This is a genomic window from Dyadobacter sp. CY343, assembly GCF_021390335.1.
In the GTDB taxonomy this organism is placed as follows: domain Bacteria; phylum Bacteroidota; class Bacteroidia; order Cytophagales; family Spirosomataceae; genus Dyadobacter.
In genome coordinates, this window is sequence record NZ_JAJUXK010000001.1 from 261,833 (window position 1) to 279,570 (window position 17,738).

The 17,738-nt window shown below is 43.7% G+C and carries 15 protein-coding genes; 1 reads left to right on the forward strand and 14 read right to left on the reverse strand.

Annotation, left to right across the window (positions count from 1 at the left end; all coding sequences use genetic code 11):
* The 14 genes from LZG94_RS00995 to aspS all read right to left on the reverse strand — a co-directional run bounded on the left by LZG94_RS00995 (position 1) and on the right by aspS (position 16,725).
* Complete coding sequence (locus LZG94_RS00995; RefSeq protein ID WP_233790038.1) at positions 1–1,215, reverse strand: hypothetical protein; 1,215 nt, start codon at positions 1,213–1,215, stop codon at positions 1–3.
* A gap of 2 nt (positions 1,216–1,217) precedes the next feature.
* Positions 1,218–2,333, reverse strand: coding sequence for an EpsG family protein (locus LZG94_RS01000; RefSeq protein ID WP_233790039.1), 1,116 nt, complete (start codon positions 2,331–2,333; stop codon positions 1,218–1,220).
* Positions 2,334–2,364: 31 nt separating this feature from the next.
* Complete coding sequence (locus LZG94_RS01005) at positions 2,365–3,243, reverse strand: glycosyltransferase family 2 protein (protein WP_233790040.1); 879 nt, start codon at positions 3,241–3,243, stop codon at positions 2,365–2,367.
* Positions 3,244–3,276: 33 nt separating this feature from the next.
* Positions 3,277–4,431, reverse strand: coding sequence for a glycosyltransferase family 4 protein (locus LZG94_RS01010; RefSeq protein ID WP_233790041.1), 1,155 nt, complete (start codon positions 4,429–4,431; stop codon positions 3,277–3,279).
* Positions 4,432–4,470: 39 nt separating this feature from the next.
* Positions 4,471–5,184 (reverse strand): class I SAM-dependent methyltransferase, encoded by a 714-nt coding sequence (locus tag LZG94_RS01015; protein ID WP_233790042.1) that lies wholly within the window; start codon positions 5,182–5,184, stop codon positions 4,471–4,473.
* A gap of 60 nt (positions 5,185–5,244) precedes the next feature.
* On the reverse strand, positions 5,245–5,991 hold the full coding sequence (locus LZG94_RS01020) for a TylF/MycF/NovP-related O-methyltransferase (RefSeq protein WP_233790043.1): 747 nt from the start codon (positions 5,989–5,991) through the stop codon (positions 5,245–5,247).
* 104 nt (positions 5,992–6,095) lie between these two features.
* On the reverse strand, positions 6,096–7,547 hold the full coding sequence (locus LZG94_RS01025; protein WP_233790044.1) for a lipopolysaccharide biosynthesis protein: 1,452 nt from the start codon (positions 7,545–7,547) through the stop codon (positions 6,096–6,098).
* Positions 7,547–8,473, reverse strand: a complete 927-nt coding sequence (locus tag LZG94_RS01030) for a glycosyltransferase family 2 protein (RefSeq protein WP_233790045.1) — start codon at positions 8,471–8,473, stop codon at positions 7,547–7,549. The genes LZG94_RS01025 and LZG94_RS01030 overlap by 1 nt, the downstream gene beginning before the upstream one ends.
* A 53-nt stretch (positions 8,474–8,526) precedes the next feature.
* Complete coding sequence (locus LZG94_RS01035; protein WP_233790046.1) at positions 8,527–9,420, reverse strand: NAD(P)-dependent oxidoreductase; 894 nt, start codon at positions 9,418–9,420, stop codon at positions 8,527–8,529.
* Positions 9,410–10,534, reverse strand: a complete 1,125-nt coding sequence (gene rfbG, locus LZG94_RS01040) for a CDP-glucose 4,6-dehydratase (RefSeq protein ID WP_233790048.1) — start codon at positions 10,532–10,534, stop codon at positions 9,410–9,412. Before rfbG ends, LZG94_RS01035 begins: the two co-directional genes overlap by 11 nt.
* Positions 10,498–11,271, reverse strand: a complete 774-nt coding sequence (gene rfbF, locus LZG94_RS01045) for a glucose-1-phosphate cytidylyltransferase (protein ID WP_233790050.1) — start codon at positions 11,269–11,271, stop codon at positions 10,498–10,500. The genes rfbG and rfbF overlap by 37 nt, the downstream gene beginning before the upstream one ends.
* Before the next feature lie 61 nt (positions 11,272–11,332).
* Positions 11,333–12,406 (reverse strand): Wzz/FepE/Etk N-terminal domain-containing protein, encoded by a 1,074-nt coding sequence (locus tag LZG94_RS01050; RefSeq protein WP_233790051.1) that lies wholly within the window; start codon positions 12,404–12,406, stop codon positions 11,333–11,335.
* Between the two features lie 28 nt (positions 12,407–12,434).
* Positions 12,435–14,837, reverse strand: coding sequence for an SLBB domain-containing protein (locus tag LZG94_RS01055; RefSeq protein ID WP_233790053.1), 2,403 nt, complete (start codon positions 14,835–14,837; stop codon positions 12,435–12,437).
* A 127-nt stretch (positions 14,838–14,964) separates the two neighbouring features.
* Entirely contained in the window at positions 14,965–16,725 is a 1,761-nt protein-coding gene (gene aspS / locus LZG94_RS01060; RefSeq protein WP_233790055.1) for an aspartate--tRNA ligase, read from the reverse strand.
* 93 nt (positions 16,726–16,818) lie between these two features.
* Here aspS and LZG94_RS01065 point away from each other — a divergent pair, with 93 nt between their 5' ends.
* The gene (locus tag LZG94_RS01065; protein WP_233790056.1) at positions 16,819–17,733 is read left to right on the forward strand and encodes a PE-PGRS family protein; all 915 of its coding nucleotides are present in this window, start codon (positions 16,819–16,821) and stop codon (positions 17,731–17,733) included.
* Positions 17,734–17,738 lie beyond the last annotated feature (5 nt).

A 17,738-nucleotide genomic window follows, 5' to 3' on the forward strand; every position in this document is an offset into this window, starting at 1 on the left:
CTAGATTTGTCCGGATTCATTTTGATAACGTTGCTGTTGCTTAAAATCCTGCGCAATGATCTCAATAGTATGCTGCTTTTTAAAACGGTCAAGGTTGTTGCATTGCTCTTCGTATTGACCAATTAATTGGGGATCCCGATTCGCCAGTCGTGATACTACCTCCGACATATGTTCCAGATCTCTGCAAAAGAAACCAATATTTCCCGCCTGAGCTGTCAGGTAGGTGAAAAACGGATGCTCGAATGCCAGGATCGGCTTTTTAAAATCAATCACATCGAATACTGCTCCGCTCGCCCGGAAAATGAATTGCTCGGGTTTGAAAAAGAATACTGCATAATCTATTCTGCCAATTTCTTCCTCAAACCGCTCCCTGGTAACATAGGCGGATTTCTCTGACTCCGTAAAGTCGACCACCCAGTTGTTTTGATAAGGTAGTGCATCCTTTTCGATCGGCCCGATCGCGCGTAGCTGTATCAGGTCGTTCTGAATTTCCGGTAAGTTGATTTCGGCAAGCTTGAAGATCAGGTGGGCATTTTTCCGTAGCCCGAGGCTCCCCACGTGCCCTATTACAACCGGTCCTGTTACATTCAGTGTTGAGTCGCGCCGTTCGTTTTGATAGGGGTATGGGTGGTCAATTTCAATGACTTCCTGAGGTACCATGTATCCGTCACGAACCAGGATATTTTTTGAGATCTTATTGAGCAGAATGTACTTGAAGTTTTTGGATCTGAAAGAAAGGATTCGCTGGTAGATCGTCTTCATCCTGTTTTCCCAATCACCCTGAGCCGAGTACAAAAATTCCAGTTCGCCATGCATCACAACTAAAACGGGAACATCACTGTAAAAACGCTTCAAATACTTGATGGCCAGAATGGACAGCGGATGTGCTTTGAAAATAAATATAATATCGTTTCCAGACCTGGACGCACGTCGCAGCAAGTTAAGAAAAAACGCTGCGTCGACCCACGTTTTCCGAATGGCTAATACAAGCTTTTGCAATTTGCCCGGAACAATTCTCTTGGAAGGAATCGAGGCCGATACGATCTGCTTTTTTTCTGAATCGGTCAAATAGCCGAACACTTTCTGCTGATGCAGTTTTTCAGAATAAAATGTCATGTTCTGATCCGGGTAACCGGCCAGCAGAACTTTGATCATCGAAACATTGAAGATCACGTGTGTGTTTTCGTGAGAATTTATATCCAGTATATGAATCATAATTAATAAACATATCGATCCAAATTATCAGAGAATATCCAGATATAGGGTACAAGTAAGTGCTGGGCATTTACGATAATTGAAATGAGCTTAAATAAAGAATAACCTATTATTATAATTAACCAGATCGATTTACTGCGGACATTAACAAAGAGAATGCAGAATAAGAGAATTTCAAATATGTAAAAATAAGAGGCGATTCTTTGCAGCGTAAGGAAATCAATTACCAGAAAGAACAGGATATTTCCAAATGTGTAGAGGTTTAAAAAGCCTTTGTATTTATCCTCATAAATGGTGAGTTTCTCCTGGAAATAAAAGAATATTGGTAGCAGAATAGCGCGCTTGAATATTGCCGCTATCAACCGCTGGGTCTTGCTTAAATTATTTCCATAATTCACCTCATTACCCGATTCCATATAGGATTGCGCTTTATCATTAAGCCTGTCCAGCCCGATTCCGCTGGGTGTATAATCGACTACAATTTGAAGCAGGTTCTGAGAAACGCTGAGTGAACCGATAGCCAGACTTAAAAAGAGAAAGAATACTTTGTATCCCACGCTCCATCTCGCGTGGTAGACAAAATAGGAAAAAATGAAAATGTAGGACGTGATATGTATTTGTGCCGCGATAAAAACCATGATCACAAAATACCAGGGCTTTTTCAGGATAATAAAATGCGTACTCAGCAGGCACAAACTAATAGCGAGTGATTGCCGCACTGCTATTATATCACTCAAATTGGTGCCCCAATATAAAATTGCCGCCAAGAAGACCGCTCCTGCATATTCATAAAAAAATGCAGCCTTGATGCCGATTGTCAGAATAGACAGTACAGTTAAGTAGAATGTAAAGTTATTGGAAAAGAACCGAAGGAATTTAACGAACTGAGTAAAACCCGGTTCCATTGCAATCAGAAAGTACGGGTTGTCAGTGGTAAACGTCGTGAAGAAATTAAAATACGGTTTCCAGTCATTTCCGGTGTGCCAGCGTAAGCTACCCATTATGATAAATCCCACAGAGAGCGCAATGTATGCGGCTTTCCGGGTTTTTCCGGGCATAACCACCATTTCCAGTAGTGCAAAAAGAGCCAGAATACTGAATATGATGAAGTAAAACATGAAAATAAAATGGGATTAATTTCTTGGATTATCAGAAAAGTTGAGTCGAAGACTGGGTACTTTTGAAAAGCCTGGCTTTGATTCGTTTCAATTTATCTTTTCTTTTGATTCCGATAAGTTTAATGATCCGGTCATTCAGGATAAGTGTAATTGCCGATTTAAACCAGGCAATTGAAGGAACCGATCGGTAAATGCCATTATTTATTTGAGCTTGTCTTATTTCATTGAGCAATTTAAAATCACTAGAACTGGCACTTACGCCGGTAGCCCTCATTTTGGCAACAGTTTGCGGCAGATACAACGGATCGTGATTTTTCAGATAACTCAAAAGCAGATCATAATCCGCCGTGATCTTGAAAGTAGGATCGTAAAGCCGGTCTTTAAACAACGCCCGCGAATGGAAAATACCTTGGTGAGATATATTCATCCTGATATTTCTGAAATGAAAGCTGATATCCTTCCATTCCGAACCTCTCAATTTTTCCGGACCCGATTCATAAATAAGCGACACATTTCCGTACACAACTTTGCTCTTAGTATTTACCAGAAAGGGAACTGCGTCGGCAATTACATTTGGCCCGGCCAGGTAATCATCTGCATTGATGAATATCAGCCACTCGCCTGTTGATGCTTTTATTCCCTTATTCATTGCATCATAAATACCCTTGTCTTTTTCACTGATCCAGTAATGTATCCGATCAGCATATCTTTTTACGATCGATACAGTACTGTCCGTCGAATTACCATCGATGATAATATATTCTACGTGCGGGTAAGTTTGTTCAATTATACTTTGTATGGTTTCCTCAATATGCTTCTCACCATTTCGAACAACCGTAATCACAGAAATTACCGGAGTTTCTGCGGTTGCTTTTGCAATAGGACGATCTGTTTTACCGGATTCTGACATATCAGTTTTTTAGTATTCAATACAGGCTGGCTTCTAATTTGACGCGGCCAGAATTTCTTTCAGGAATGTTTGTGTGTAACTTTTGACAGTAAAATATTTGCTCACATGTTCAATCCCTGCAATTGACAGGCTGTTGTAAAGCGTTTCATCCTCTGCCAGCCTTCTGATTTGTGATGCCAATTCTTTCTCATCCCGAGAGTATAGTAATCCCGTTTTTTCAGCCTGTACAATTTCTATTGTTCCCGATGACGCAAATGCTACAACCGGAACACCGTACATCATACTTTCAATAGTAACGCGTCCCAAAGCTTCATTTTTTGCGCACATCAGAGATATGTCAAGATGCTTGTAGATTTCAGCAATATCCTTTGTAAAACCCTTAAACTTCACAACATCGGAAATATTTTCATTTGTCACATATTGCTGCAAGTTTTCGAAATACACTTCGGAACTTACATTCCCTATTACGTGAAGTTCAGCAGGAACGTTGGCTTTCTTTAATTCATGAATAGCTTTGATCGCAGTGAGTTGTTCCTTGGCAGGATCTATAATCCCCACTATTCCGATTACTATCCGGCCGGCAGGCTTGCTCCGCGGAGGGCTTACCTGATCTTCCTGTACAATACCATTATAGAGAATGATCGTATCGCTTCTAATGTTCTGCTGAACTACTCTTCGCTCTCTGATGCTATTTGAAATGCAGATGATCTTGTGTGCTTTGTTCGCCCAGAATTGAAAGGATTTGTTGCCAAGCAAATATTTAAGACCGTAGTCTTCAAATACGAATTCCCTAATGTGCCACAGGTGCTTTTTTCCGGAAATCAATGAAACCATTGCACCAATAAAAATCACTGATGAATTGCTATGGATTACATTGACCTTCCCTTTTAAAGCCAGAAAAGCAAGATAAATCGCCCAGGGAATGTTGTAACAAAACCGTTTTATGCTATGTAAAAGCTGAAACTTCTTTTCGATTTTATATACATCATTCGTAAAGGGAATAACGGTAAATCTGATACCGTGTTTGATCAGCTCGTCCGTGAATTCACTTTTTTCCTTACAGATAATCCACCAGTTAATCTGGTCTTTCAGGGTAATGATCAAAGTCAAAAGTGACCTGTTTGCACCATACAACTGGCCGTAATGCGTGAATGACATGACGGTCGGTTTTCGGTTATTATCTTGCATCCGGTTTTAATTTTTGACTATTCACTTGAACTAATCCAGTTACTTCTTCTGCACTTTCCGGGCGACCAATATGAACGTACAGGCATCGCGGTCCTTGAAACGCTGCCGGGTCGTTTTATCAAACACGTAGATAAGCGGCTGCAATATTAGTGCAAGCAGCGGTCTCAGCGGCTTGGGAACGCGAAACGTAAATGCGTCCTGGAATAACTGAATACCCATGGCTGCGCGGCCGATAATTCCTTTAAAATAGATCACTTCGAACCCTGAATCTGTCACGATCTTTTGCAGACCTGTCGAAGTCCAGCGCCAGAAATCTGTCGGGTCCGGGTGGAACATCCAATATCCGTGGGTACTTAATATCAGCATTCCGTCATCTTTCAATACCCTGCGTGCTTCGGATAAATAAAACAGCGGGTTGACCACGTGCTCCAGTGCCTGGGTTGACAAAACTACGTCCAGGTTTCCTTCCGGCAATGCGATAGTTCCTTCCGGGGTAATATGAATGTCTGCGATCTGGTTTGCGGGCAGATCAATACCAATATATTTATCAACAAATGGTGCGATCAGGGATTCATAGGGTTTGTTACCGCATCCGTAATCAGCCAGCACCAGCTTCACGGGACTTGGCGCAACAAACTTTGCGATCACATCTTCAATGGCTTGTCTCAGCTGCCGCAGGTAATAATAGCGGGTCGCCATTCTTCCGAAAATGGAAGGATAAAGCCTGTCGATGCCGGGTTCTCTTACGTACATTGTATTTAATTTTAGTGATTATAGTTTGACCATTTCTTTAAGCGTATTAAATATTGTATCTCAACTTTTAATCGCGATTCTTCCAGTATAATCTATCCTGTTCAACAGAATACGGGTATTTTCAAAATATTCATCCACTGCCCGGCGGCAGCCTGCCCAATGTCCGTAATCATCAATTATCAAAACGCCTGAGTGATTAAGCATCGGGTAAAGGAATTCCAGTTCATGCGCGGTTGACTCGTACCAGTCGGTATCCAGTCTCAACAATGCTATATTCTGCTGTGGTAACAGTGCAGGAATGGTATCTTCCACCTTGCCTTTCACATAATGCAGATTTTCCGCCGGATAACCGGTCAGCGCCATATTTGCCTTTACATCTTCCAGAGTTGCAAGGCACCAAACGGATGTTTCTTTATTCGCTTCTGCTTCCTTCATCAGTATTGTCGCAGCATCACCTTTGAAGGTTACATCGTCGCCGGTCGGGTCGGACATGCCTTCAAATGTATCATAGAGATAGATCTGCCGATCTGTTTGCCCCAGTTTTGCCAGTGTCAGTGCGATCATCATTGAGCTGCCACCCCGCCAAACGCCGCATTCCACAAAATTGCCAGGGATATTGTATTTAACGATATACCTGACAGCCTGATACAGGGAGTACATCCGCTCAATAGTTGTCATCGTGTAGGGCCTAGACTTTTCATAAAGATCCATAAACACACTATCATCAATGAACTGCTCCTCGGCCTTCACTTCCAGGCGGGATAACTTCAAGCCAAAAGGCTTAAAAAAGATTGAATTGATCGACATAACAAAACCTTTAAATGTTAGAAATAATTAGAACTGCACGAATGAATTGCGATTCTGAAACAACTAATACTATATTTTCAAGGTCTGTCGAGTAAATCAATCTGCTAGATACTGCTGCGTTTGGTAAGCTTGTCTGTAATTGTTTTTAATTGTTTTAAATGAAATAATCCGAAAAGAATACCCGTAATAGCCCCCTTGCAGCCAAGCGAGATCACCTTCCCGAAGGGTGATACATCTGATCCAAATATAGCCTGATAGGCGAAAAGTGACAGGATCAGGACAATTGCAAAAGGTAATTGTGTAAATAGGGGCTTTAAAAAATTGATAAATGATTCTTTTAATAGTTTGTTGATCAGTATGTAAAATATCACAACAAAGTTGATGAAAAAAGCGAAAGACAGTGTAAATGCGACTGCATTAAGCGATTCAAAGTAGATTACACCGGTCAGAATACAGGAAATGATTGTCAATGCACTGAACAACCCTAGTTTGAACAGAACATCCGTTCTCCCGATAGCCTGGAAAATGGCGCCTGCGCTGGAAGTAATGATCTGAATCCAGATCGTCACACTAAAAATTCTGAGTACAGGGATCACAGAGAGCCACTTGGCGCCAAGTAAAATGGTGATGATTTCGTCCGACGCAAAGAAGATGAGTATCGACACGGGCACGCCTAAAAGTGCCAATATGTTAACGAGCTTCACATATTCTTCAAAAATCACTTTGGGCTGATCCCTGAACCGTGCCAGAACAGGATGAAGAACCGGGGTAATCACGTGGGTAAGGTTCTGTACCGGGTACATCATCAGCTGGTACGACTGGTTGTAGATCCCAAGAACCTGATTTCCCATATATTTCCCAATGAGGATATTATCCAGGTTTCTTGAAAAATAATTGATAAAATTGAAAGCGAACTGAAAAAACGAATACCGCGCAATCTTTCTGAAACCGTCCAGGCCAAAACCTTTTTCAATCTTAAAACGCGAGAAATGCAGATAAAGGAAAAATACGATGATACTCGTAAGGATTGATCTCCATACGATCGAATAATAGCTCCATCCCATTTTCGCGAGAATAATCACGCACACACCGGTCAGGATAGCGACTGAAACCTCGATCGTTCCCAACAGTTTGAATGTCTTTTCCTTGGCCAGCAGGTTTTTTGGTACAACTGATAGCGAGCTAAAGAACACGCTGATGGAAAGAAGCTGCCCGATCGGAATGTATTTTTCACTTTCGAAATACCAGGCTATTCCGTAAGAAAGCCCAAAGAACGAGATAGCAAGTGTTGCGCTTAGTAACACACTTAGCTTAAAAATATCTGAGATATCCTTTTTGGTAAGATCCTGGTTCTGAATAATCGCTACTCCGATTCCAATATCACTAAGAATGTAAAAGAATGAGATAAAGACAGTAACGATGCCGAGCGTGCCATATTCACTTGGTGAAAGCAGCCGCGCAAGCACGGAATTAATGCCCAGACCGATAAGTATGTTACTATACTTGGCCAGGAATACAGCAAGAGTCCCTCTCTTAATCTCCTGTTGAACTCCCATTATGCTTCAAATTTTTGTTTAATCTTGATGATCAGGATCAGGAAAGGGAAAAACAGCGAGAAAAGGGTACTTGCGTTTTTTGCAAAAGCAATATTGAAAAACGCATTCCGGTAAGCAGTTGCGCCAAGTGATTTGTACATGGTCAGACGCCAGAACTGCATATTGATCAACGACGATTCGAGTTTGAAACGCAACCCGGAAGAAATCGGCAGCTTTTTATAATTGTCAAAGAAATCATTGATCAGCCCGTCCTTTCCATAACCCCAATCTTTCTTTTTGACCGGCTGGACCACGCGAACCGGGAACTCTGTAACCAGGTAAGTCGTGCCTTTCATGCAGGAAATGCCGGCGAAAAAGATGTAAGGGTAGAGGTTGTCAACCTTAGCCTGATGATATGCTTCAAACAAACCTGCTCTTTTAAAGATCAGTCCGCTCATTTGATGTGCTTTCCACGCACATCTGAACATGGTAGCATTACCCGGCAGGAACTTTTTGACCGGCCCTATCGGGTCTCTTGATTCCGAAACAAGCTCATTATCAATGCTTACAGGGACATAATTGGGTACAATATAAGCCGTTTTGGGATCGGCTTCGATAATATTCAGACAACTGGACAGATATTCGAGGGATATATAGTCATCATCACCCAAAAACATCACATATTCTGACGTCGCTTTTTCAAGCACGAAAAGCACATTGGCTTTCAAACCAATATTCTCTCTTTGTCTGTAAAAATCGATATTGATTTTGCCCAGTTCCTTAAATTCGCTTACTTTTTCGAAGGTATCGTCGGGAGAACAGTTATCAGAGACAACCAGGCGAACCTTGTCAGTAAATCCTCCCTGCCCGACCATTTCCGCAAGCATTTCCAGATTCTTCATCAGGAATTCGGAGCGGTTGTATGTTGGAATTAGTACGCTGAGCATAATATAACGTAGTGTGGATATTGTTTGTCGCGTAGCCCGGGGCTAACGCTGTTTCAATTATCTAAATATTCGCCGATGCTGTCCACAATGGAAATGGCGGGTTTCCAGTCCGGAAACTGGCTTCTAATCTTTTCTGAATCAAGTTCAAGATATTTCATCGTCTCGTCGTACCTCTGAAGGCTGGCCGGTGTAATGGAATTACCAGCGTCAAGCTCCTTATAAATCGTTTCGATGATATCCCTGACCAGCCTTGTTTCATAGCAGGGGACATTGTAGATCCCTGAACTTGCCTCCAACGACGTGATCAACAAGCGCAAAAGCGCTGCCACATCCTTCATATGAATATATTGCCTTGTCTGATAGCCGCTGGTCAGCTTAGGTACTTCCTTGTTAATCAGCGCATTGACCAGATAAGGAATCAAGCGATTCGGATTCTCACCTTTTCCGTATATAGTCGGCAGTATCAAATGAAGGTAGCGGATGTTCAGGTTGGCACTGTTGAAGAAACGGGATAGCATTCGTTTCGAGACACAGTAATTGTTGGGTACCGGCAGTGTTGAGGTTAGCACATCCTGCTCGTTATAAGCTTTTTGCACGCCGTTATTTCCTATTTCCGCATAAGAACCAAAAGTAATGTAGGTTCCTTTGAATGCGTGAGTATTCAGGAATAAAGCGATCTCCAATGGAAGATAGGTATTCAGTTCATACACGTGCGCTTCGCCTTGCCCAGCCTGTATACCACTTCCTGCACAGTAAATAACCGTATTGAAATCAAGAAGCTGATCAAGATCCAATTTCTGCTTGGGGTAATCGAAACTGACATGATTTTGCAGCCGGTTGTGATTGTGCCTGCTGTACCCGACAAGTTCATGATCTGCTGACAGGTCTTTGACGAGGTAGGTGGCAAGAAATGAATCGCTGCCTATGATCGCAATCTTATCTGGCATATTCTAGGATTGTCTCTCTTGTTACTTTTGCAGCTTCGCTTTGTGAGATTGAGAATGCTTTGTACCATTCCAGCGTGATCGCAATTGCTTTTTTTGCATTGTATTTGGGCTTCCAGCCCAGTTCATTAATCGCCTTGCTGATATCCAGTTTGAGCAAACCAGCTTCGTGGGGCTGGCCGGTCATCATCTTGCTTTCGTAAGATCCCGCGCCCCAGTATTGAATCGCTTGCTGAACAAGCTCCTCAACTGTCAGATTATCCTCTGCGAACGGACCGAAATTATAGCTCTGACTATAAAGGCCAGGATTTTCTGCAAGTCTGGTGCCCAGGTGTAAATATCCTGCGACCGGTTCAAGTGCATGCTGCCACGGCCTAACCGAAAAGGGGTTTCTGACATGGATCGCTTCATCTTTTTGAAGTGCCCGAATCACGTCGGGTATAATGCGGTCTTTTGACCAGTCTCCGCCTCCGATCACATTTCCCGCTCTTGCACTCGCTATTCCTTTTTTGTGTTCAGAAAAATGAGCCGGGTTGAAAAATGAGTTTCGGTAAGAGCTGATTACGATCTCGGCACAAGCTTTACTCGCGCTATACGGGTCGTAGCCGCCGAGGCGGTCGTTTTCCCGGTAAGGATAGTGCCACTCGTTGTTTTCATAAACCTTGTCAGTTGTAATCAAAACCACGCAACACGCATTTTGAAGCGCCCTCGCTGCATCAAGCAGGTTGGCGGTACCAATTGCATTTACCTCAAAAGTTTCCGAAGGTATCTGGTAAGAAAGCCGTACGAGCGGCTGAGCGGCGAGGTGAAATATAAAATCGGGCTGGAAGCTGTTTACTTCTGAGATCAGCCTGTCTCTGTCACGAATATCGGCGATCACCGAGTTGCAAAGCTGATCACCGTCAATACAATTGTAAAGGTCTGTCGCATTTAGCGGAGCCAATGCATACCCTTTAACCTCCGCTCCCAGAATGTTCAGCCATTGCAGCATCCAAGCTCCTTTGAAACCGGTATGTCCGGTCAAAAAAACACGTTTGCCTTTATAGTATTCACTTAGGTGTTTGTAATTCATATTCGGGATCACCAGTTTTTCCAGGGAGCTTTCCCGGAATTCCATAAATTTTCAAGCTCCTGTTTGTCCCGCAGCGTGTCCATGGGTTTCCAGAAACCGCTATGTCTGTACGCCACCATCTTATTATCAGCAGCTATATTTTCAAGGGGATCTTTTTCAAAAACAGTGCTGTCAGCTGAAATATAGTCCAATACCTGTGGCTCGCACACGAAGAAGCCTCCATTGATCCAGGAACCGTCGCCTTTCGGCTTCTCCATAAATGAAAGAACATCATCATTCGTTTCGGATATATTAAGAGCCCCGAAGCGACCAGACGGCTGTACCGCAGTAACGGTTAGCAGCTTTTTGTTTTCCTGATGAAATTTCACCAACTCAGCTATATTCACATTTCCTACGCCATCACCGTAAGTCAGGAGGAAAGGCTCATTATTGAGATATTGTTGTACTCTTTTTACCCTTCCGCCGGTCATCGTGTCATGGCCGGTATCAACCAGCGTGACTTTCCACGGTTCTGCCTGAGAGTTATGTATTTCCATCCTGTTTTCCTTCATGTCAAACGTGACGTCTGACTGGTGAAGAAAATAGTTGGCGAAATATTCTTTGATCACATAACCCCTGTAACCCAGACATATAACGAATTCGTTAAAGCCGTGCGAAGCGTAAATCTTCATGATGTGCCAGAGAATCGGGCTCCCGCCAATCTCGACCATCGGTTTCGGCTTTAAAACTGTTTCTTCCGAGAGGCGCGTACCAAGCCCACCAGCTAACAAAACTACTTTCATATTAGAATTGAATTGTCGAAGATGTTTAAAACTATTTGCCTCCAACCGGAGACGAGATATACTAGCGAAGGAGCTTCAAATGAAGCTTTTCCCTTACAAGCATGATATATGCAAGCATGAGGAAAACAGCAAATACGGCAAAGAGCAGGGCAATTGCAACCCTGTTCGGACTGCTTGGATTGAGCGGGACTTTCGTAGGTTCAAGTACTTTAAAAACCGGCCGCTCCTCTTTTACCTTAATTTTAGCCTGTTCCAGTTTCACAACCAGGTCAGAATATATGGACTGAGCGAGCGTATAATCAGATTGCAATCGCTGTTCCTCGATCCTCGCGACATTCAGAAAAGCATTACGGTTTCTGTCTCTGTAACTTTGCAAAGCGTATTCAGCATTTCTGACTCTGGTTTTCGATTCGTTGACGCGGGACGACAAAAAAGCCAGTTGCTGTTTTAGTTTGGCGGTCCTGAAATCTTCAACATAGTCCACCAAATAAATGCGCGAAGCTTCCACCAAAACTGCGGCCACTACCGGATCCGGCAATTCCGATTCAATCGAAATTAGTCCGTTCTTTTGCTCGATAGAAGCACTTACTAGGCTTTTGGCACCTGATATCAATCCTTGTTCCTGACTGGAATAGTTCAGGATGCCGCCGCCTTCGAAAGTAACTTTCGGTACTGCCTTGGTACTGGCTGGCGCTGGTTTTGAAAATGAGAAAAAGGACTTTACTCTGGACATGAAACTAACTGTTGTGTCACGCCTGAGGTAGTCTTTCAGAGTTGCAAATTTTTGTCCTGACTCGGTAGTAATAGGTTGTTTTACGAGATATTCACCAAAGCTGGTGCTCTGCAGGACGTTCGGGTACAGATCAGGCGTAAGATTACCGGTACCCTCTGTTGAGCTGCCACCTACGGCAAGACTGAAAAAAGAGGATCGGCCGCTGCTGTATTCAGGTAAAAGAATGGTTGACGCGGTGTATTTTTTGGTAATTAAAAAACTGGCGAAATACCCCAAGATAACAGCGATAAACCCGGTTAAAATCAGGAGAATAATATACCTTTTAAAGAAACCGATAATGTCGCTCAAATGAATTTCGAACGCGGGCTCGTAAGTCTTAGTAGGTGAGAATTGTTGAGACATATTCTACGCTAAGTGTGATTTGATTGTATTAGAGGAATCGTATTATCGAAATTCCCAGGGTTGTCAGCAAAGAAATAATAGCGAGCCTTTCCCCTGTACTCATTTGACGGTCAGGTTTCGGTTCCTTCATCGGAATCGTCACCACCGATCCAGGCTCGACTTTTGGGTAAGATCTGAAAAATAGAAACCGTGTCGTCCGATGCGTTCTTCCGTTCGGATAACTCACATATGTTCTGTTTTTTCGTGCCCTCTCCGTATACCCACCTGCCTGGGAAATGTATTCTTTAAAATTAAAGCCTTTATCGAAGTTAACTACGGAGGGATTATACACACCTCCCTGGATACGCACCATTTCAGATTTTTTCGGAATGTATAATGTATCCCCATCTACCAAAAGCAGGTTCGCCGGAATATTTGGCTTTTCAACAATTGCTTTCAAATCAAGTGCCACAAGTTCTCTGTTCCGGTAAAAACGGGCGCCTTCAATGTATGCTTCCTTTTTCATACCGCCAACTTTCGGGAACAAATCGGAAATGCGTTCGAAGTTATTGAGAATGGTATAGGTACCTGGATAAGTTACCTCTCCTGCCACCGTAACGATTTTCTGACTTTCGTAACGAGGCGATTTTCTTACCAATACAATGTCGTAGGGAAGCAACTTGAATTTTTGATCTTCCTCATTCAAGACGAGGTTGTCAGTCACATTCAGTGTAAAGATCCGCACATTCTGTGATTCGGGAAGGCCGATCGTGTCATTTTTCACCCGGCGCGATACTTCAATGCGATAGGGAACCCCACCTTCTGTGTAGCCGCCGGCTTGGAAAATAAGGTCGGCAATCGTGATATCTTTATAATAGTAATAGGCTCCCGGATTGATTATCGATCCGTCGATAGAGAGATAAGTAAATTCTTTCAGATCTTCTACCGACTTGATTGTCAGGACATCTCCTGGCAAAAGTTGAATGTCAGGTATTTCGTTATTAATTAATTTCCTAAGATCGATCGCAACAAGCCCGGTTTGTGTATCTCCGCTGGCTCGCTCTAATAGTGCACGGTTTAAGAATGCCCGCTGGCCAATTCCCTGCGCGATATTGATCAGCTCTTTAACCGTCTTTGTTTTCTCATCCAAAGGATAAAAGCCCGGCCTGGTTACAGCCCCGCGGATTTCAACCTGGTTGGCGATTACGTCCAGAATTCTCTTGACAGTATAAATGTCACCATTCTTGGGCGTAAAAGAGGAAATCTGAGTGGAGTCAATCGTACCGATCACGAAATTGTTACCCGTATTGCGTTGGTACTGGATCATATCAGTGTAAGCCTCAGGCGCATAGCCACCAGAATAACGGATCATATCTTTCAATGTTTCCCCAGCCTTCGCTTCGAATATTCCGCTCTTCTTCACCTGACCTGCCAATTCGATCCTGACTTCATAAGGACGAATTAATATAATGTCCTGATCCTGCAGCGCGACATTGTCCTGCAAATCTCCGTCAATCAGAAACCGGTAAAGATCTATTTTGCGTATAACTTTATTGGCACGGATAATCTCAATATTACGGTAAGATCCATTGCGGTTGGGACCACCGGATACGTAAAGTGCATTAAATGCAGTGGCAAGTGAGGAAACCGTATAAGTACCTGGTTGAACCGCTTCGCCGATAATCATCACCCGGATACTCCTGACATTACCAAGTGTAATAGTGGAATACGTTCCTGATCCGGGTCTGTTTAATGTTGAATATGCTTGTCTGAGCCTGTTAACGATGCGCTCATTAGCCTGCTCTATGGTCATTCCATTTACATAAACCGGCGCCAGGTTCAACATTTTCACAGTTCCTTCCGGACTGATCTTCATGCGGAAGTTATCAACCGAGTTGCCGTAAATGTCAACGATCAGCTCGTCGTCAGGCCCAAGAATGTAGTTTTTAGGAGTTGGTATTCTAAGATTTGGTTCAAAAGTAGCTGCCGACCTGCCAAAGAACGCTGATCCGAAAGTCCGGCTGAGCCTGCGCATCTGCGCCCGGCCTGCTGCTGTGGAATCTCTTTCATTATTAGTTTCGTCATCCAGCTCGTCCCGGTCATCTTGTTCACGGGTTTCATCAATCTGATCCCGGTTTGGATCGTTTTGTGCATTGTTACTTTTGGATGTTTGCTGCAATCGTCTTCTGATCGTCGAAATATCATCCAGAGAGTAGCCTCGCTGTAATGCTGCCCGCTCAATATCCATATCCGACATGCCGGCGCCTTTGGCCTGATTGTAAAATTCAACAGCCTGTGTATTAGTGACCTGCGAAGGATCTACTGTCGGCTGGCCAGCTGGCTGCGTAGTTTGTGGTGCTGTATTCTGTGCAAAAACGGAGAGGCTCGAAATGATCAGGAAAAATAAAGAAATACTTTTCCAGTATTTCTTTTGAGAGGATTGATAATGCATGCAGTGTTTTATATTTCGTCCGGTACCTGCGTTTTTACAAGTACCGGCGTGATTTGAATATCCTAAGTTGCGGTAAAACTACAAAATCTTATCATAATATAGTTCTTCCCAAGTCAGCTGCTGAATCCTACGATTCAACACGAATTGAAAGCTCTTTTAACTGACTATCAGCTATTACTGATGGCGAGTCGATCATAACGTCGCGGCCTGAGTTGTTTTTCGGGAAAGCGATGAAATCGCGGATCGATTCGGCACCTCCAAAAATTGAACATAACCTGTCAAAGCCGAATGCGATACCTGCGTGTGGCGGCGCACCAAATTCAAATGCATTCATCAAAAAGCCAAACTGATCCTGCGCTTCCTCAGGTGAAAACCCAAGAATCCCGAACATTTTCTGTTGGAGCTCTTTCTCAAAAATACGAACTGAACCTCCGCCCACTTCAACGCCGTTGATAACCATATCGTATGCATTCGCACGCACAGATCCCAGATTCCCGTCGAGTAACCCAATATCCTCCGGCTTCGGGCTTGTGAACGGATGGTGCATTGCAAACCACCTGTTTTCCGTTTCTCCAAATTCCAATAAAGGAAAATCCAGAACCCATAGCACTCTGTATTCATCCGGATTTCTCAATCCAAGGCGCGTACCCATTTCCAGACGAAGTTCGTTCAGTTGCTTGCGCGCCTTGTCAGCCTGTCCCGAAACTATCAATATTAAATCGCCGGGCTTAGCATTGAACGCAATGATCCATTTCTTAATGTCTTCTTCCGTATAGAATTTGTCAACGGAGGATTTGATTGAACCATCGGCATTGTAACGCACGTAAATCAATCCTTTTGCTCCGATCTGGGGGCGCTTCATCCAGTCTGTCAGTTCGTCGATTTGTTTACGCGTATATTCAGCGCAACCGGAAGCGGCAATACCAACGACCAATCCTGCGTCGTCAAATACACCAAAGCCTTTTCCTGACGTAAGATCTTGATCTTCACCTTTCAATTCAGTAAATTTCATTTCAAAACGAATATCAGGCTTGTCGGAACCATATTGGCGCATAGCTTCCGCATAAGTCATACGCGGTACCTCCGGCAAATCAATTCCTTTTACATTCTGGAAAAGATTCCGGATCATTCCTTCGAATGTATTGAGCACATCTTCCTGCGTCACAAAAGACATTTCACAGTCTATTTGCGTAAACTCAGGCTGGCGGTCTGCACGAAGGTCTTCATCCCGGAAACACTTCACTATCTGATAGTAACGATCAAAACCGGCTACCATTAACAGTTGCTTGAAAGTTTGCGGGGACTGCGGCAATGCATAAAATTCACCCGGGTTCATTCTGCTCGGCACAACAAAATCCCTGGCGCCTTCCGGTGTGGATTTAATAAGCACCGGCGTTTCTACCTCTATAAAATCAAGGTTGTCCAGATAGGTACGGGTGTATCGGGCAACCTGGTGTCTCAATTGTAAATTTTTGCGAACGATATTTCTTCTCAGGTCAAGATATCTGTATTTCATTCTGATATCGTCACCACCGTCGGTTTCGTCTTCGATCAGGAATGGGGGAAGTTTCGCAGGATTCAGAACGCTCAGCTCAGTCACCCGTATTTCAATGTTACCGGTAGCGATTTTATCGTTCTTAGAAAGGCGCTCTATGACCGTTCCTTTGGTAGAAACCACAAATTCGCGGCCCAGTGAGCGGGCGATTTCAAGCACATTTGCAGGCGTTTTACCCTCTTCAAAAAGCAGTTGGGTAATGCCATAGCGATCGCGAAGATCAAGCCAGATCATACCTCCCTTATCGCGAACCCGCTGAACCCAGCCGCACAATACAACCTCCTGATTAACATGTTCTAAGCTTAATTCCCCACAGGTATGTGTACGTAACATATAACTATTTTAATACTGATATATAGAAAGCGCCTGATAATAAATGGCGCAAAAGTACGTATTTTTAGCAAATCTAACATGCAAACGTTTTTTATGAGTGTATATAAAAGTATTGGAGGTCAGCTCGGAATGGCTGCGGCGTCATTATTATTTTGTTTGACCACTGCCTGCCACCCGGAACCTGAACCACCACTCGGAAGCTCAGACGAGTTTGAAACAGTACCTGAACAATTCCCGATCGCGCCGGGAATTATCGACGAAGCTTCGGGGCTGGCGCAAAGTAATACGATGGCTGGCTTTCTGTGGAGCAACCAGGATGCGCAGGCGCCCAACTCGATCTATCTGATCAGTAAAGACGGGAAATCGATTAAAGAATTTACAGTACCAGGTACAGCTAACAGGGATTGGGAGGAAATCGCATCCGGGCCCGGGCCTGTTGATGGTGTCAGCTACCTTTATATTGGTGAAATTGGAAATAACAATGCGCCGACTGCTCCCACAAGTACCATTTACCGCGTGCGCGAGATCGCTGATCAAAATGCTTCTTTCAATGAGTCAATGGTTGAGAAGATCAACTTTACCTATCCCGATGGTCCAAGAGATGCCGAGTCGCTGATCGTTGATCCGGTGACAAAGGATATTTTTGTGATATCAAAAGGGCTGACCTCTGATGTATACCGACTTCCGTTTCCTCAGTCGACCGGCGAAACGATGACAGCCGAGAAAGTCGGTGATGTGCCGTCAGTGTCAATTGCGACTGGCTCCACGATTTCGAGGGATGGAAAGGAAATTATGGTCCGGACTTACCTGGGAGTCTACTATTGGAGAAGAGAAGAAGGGCAAACCATAGCGCAGACGATCACAAAGCCTGCGACGAAGCAGCTGACCGTTGCATTGGAGCCACAAGGCGAAGCTATTTGCTTTGATATTACAGGAAGCGGTTTTTATACGCTTAGTGAAAGGTCCAATGCGACCAGTGTTTCTTTGAATTTTTACAAAAGAAAATAAAATAG

What these genes read in the sequence shown, in the direction of transcription:
- LZG94_RS00995 (WP_233790038.1), bottom strand. Translation starts at nt 1,215, where the DNA reads ATGATTCATATACTGGATATAAATTCTCACGAAAACACACACGTGATC.
- LZG94_RS01000 (WP_233790039.1), bottom strand. Translation starts at nt 2,333, where the DNA reads ATGTTTTACTTCATCATATTCAGTATTCTGGCTCTTTTTGCACTACTG.
- LZG94_RS01005 (WP_233790040.1), bottom strand. Translation starts at nt 3,243, where the DNA reads ATGTCAGAATCCGGTAAAACAGATCGTCCTATTGCAAAAGCAACCGCA.
- LZG94_RS01010 (WP_233790041.1), bottom strand. Translation starts at nt 4,431, where the DNA reads ATGCAAGATAATAACCGAAAACCGACCGTCATGTCATTCACGCATTAC.
- LZG94_RS01015 (WP_233790042.1), bottom strand. Translation starts at nt 5,184, where the DNA reads ATGTACGTAAGAGAACCCGGCATCGACAGGCTTTATCCTTCCATTTTC.
- LZG94_RS01020 (WP_233790043.1), bottom strand. Translation starts at nt 5,991, where the DNA reads ATGTCGATCAATTCAATCTTTTTTAAGCCTTTTGGCTTGAAGTTATCC.
- LZG94_RS01025 (WP_233790044.1), bottom strand. Translation starts at nt 7,547, where the DNA reads ATGGGAGTTCAACAGGAGATTAAGAGAGGGACTCTTGCTGTATTCCTG.
- LZG94_RS01030 (WP_233790045.1), bottom strand. Translation starts at nt 8,473, where the DNA reads ATGCTCAGCGTACTAATTCCAACATACAACCGCTCCGAATTCCTGATG.
- LZG94_RS01035 (WP_233790046.1), bottom strand. Translation starts at nt 9,420, where the DNA reads ATGCCAGATAAGATTGCGATCATAGGCAGCGATTCATTTCTTGCCACC.
- rfbG (WP_233790048.1), bottom strand. Translation starts at nt 10,534, where the DNA reads ATGGAATTCCGGGAAAGCTCCCTGGAAAAACTGGTGATCCCGAATATG.
- rfbF (WP_233790050.1), bottom strand. Translation starts at nt 11,271, where the DNA reads ATGAAAGTAGTTTTGTTAGCTGGTGGGCTTGGTACGCGCCTCTCGGAA.
- LZG94_RS01050 (WP_233790051.1), bottom strand. Translation starts at nt 12,406, where the DNA reads ATGTCTCAACAATTCTCACCTACTAAGACTTACGAGCCCGCGTTCGAA.
- LZG94_RS01055 (WP_233790053.1), bottom strand. Translation starts at nt 14,837, where the DNA reads ATGCATTATCAATCCTCTCAAAAGAAATACTGGAAAAGTATTTCTTTA.
- aspS (WP_233790055.1), bottom strand. Translation starts at nt 16,725, where the DNA reads ATGTTACGTACACATACCTGTGGGGAATTAAGCTTAGAACATGTTAAT.
- LZG94_RS01065 (WP_233790056.1), top strand. Translation starts at nt 16,819, where the DNA reads ATGAGTGTATATAAAAGTATTGGAGGTCAGCTCGGAATGGCTGCGGCG.